Genomic DNA, 573 nt, shown 5'->3' with positions numbered 1-573 from the left:
GAACTTTAAAATAAAAATCGGAATTATAGTCTTTTGTGCTTTATTTGCGAATCTCGCATTTGGACAAAAAGACTCGTCAAAAACTGATTGGAATGAATTAATTGTTGGTAAATGGGTTAACAAAATAAACCGCACATTAGACGGAAAAGAATACACTGGATTAAAATGTCGAGATACAATTCAATATTTATCCAACGGAAAGTATATTTCTAATCAATGCGTTTGGAACGAAACTGGAAAATGGAAATTCTCTGACAAAAAAGATTTAATGATTCATTATGACATTGATAATGAATATTGGAAAAAGAAATTAGGAACAGATGACTTAGGAGAAAGTCACGCAGAAATTATCTCGTTATCTGAATCGGAATTAGTTACAGTCCTGTTCGATGAGGAAAAAGGTGAAATACACCAATTTTATATTCGACTGGAATAAAAGCCTACACACAACAATATATAACCGCAATTACGGCGGATTCGACTACGTCCGAATCCACTCGGAATTGCTACCGTCGGTCTCTGCCGAAAGTTTGTTTAACTTTAAGCTGTAACTGACGGTTATACAAAACCGTT

1 protein-coding gene is annotated in these 573 nt (G+C 34.2%); it reads left to right on the top strand.

Features of this window, described 5'->3' with window-relative positions:
- Positions 1-436, top strand: a 436-nt coding sequence (locus tag ACFEMA_RS14735) for a hypothetical protein (RefSeq protein WP_411768970.1), incomplete at its 5' end; no start/stop codon positions are given.
- Positions 437-573 lie beyond the last annotated feature (137 nt).

The sequence above is a fragment of the Winogradskyella sp. A3E31 genome, assembly GCF_046720935.1.
In the GTDB taxonomy this organism is placed as follows: Bacteria; Bacteroidota; Bacteroidia; order Flavobacteriales; family Flavobacteriaceae; genus Winogradskyella.
The sequence above is the reverse complement of the archived record's forward strand: the minus strand, read 5'-3'. Positions and strand labels throughout refer to the sequence as shown.